Below are 526 nucleotides of genomic sequence, written 5' to 3' on the forward strand. Positions count from 1 at the left end.
ATGAGATACGCCTTTGGGTTAAAGATTTAGAAGAATGTGACAAGGATGGTTTGTATTCGAGTATCGATAATTTAGATTTGGAAAATTGTACGTCTGATGATTTTAAAAGAAGACTCTCAACGATTTGCGAGAAATTTTTTGGATCGTTGTCATGAGTTATCAATTCGCACATTTTGAGATGCTGAGTCGTAAAGTGCTTGTAAAGCCTTCCGACAAGGCAACGAAGTCTAAGAAGTGGAATATTAAAGAGACTATAGATGAGGCTACCCGGAGAAATCCGGATGCCTGTTTGCATGTTGAAAATCCAGGCAAGCCGGTTCTCGTTTTTGGTCAGGATTTAGAAGCTCTTGAGCGTGAGCATGAGCAGGCTTGCGATGGTGCTGTTGATGTTCAGAAGAATGGCAAGAGCAGGAAAATCAGAAGCACTCAAAATACTATGGCGTGCATTGTTCTGTCTTGGCCAGGTGAGATGGATGCCGATTGTAAGCGTTGGCAAGCTCGGTCGGTCAAGTGGTTGCAGGACACG

At 43.2% G+C, this 526-nt stretch carries 1 protein-coding gene; it reads left to right on the top strand.

Annotation, left to right across the window (positions count from 1 at the left end; translation table 11 throughout):
* Positions 1–151: 151 nt before the first annotated feature.
* On the top strand, positions 152–526 hold a 375-nt coding region (locus tag KP705_RS16795; protein WP_215765081.1), incomplete at its 3' end, for a hypothetical protein.

Origin of the sequence: Gluconobacter sp. P1D12_c, from assembly GCF_018812105.1 — a bacterium.
Taxonomy (GTDB): domain Bacteria; phylum Pseudomonadota; class Alphaproteobacteria; order Acetobacterales; family Acetobacteraceae; genus Gluconobacter; species Gluconobacter oxydans_A.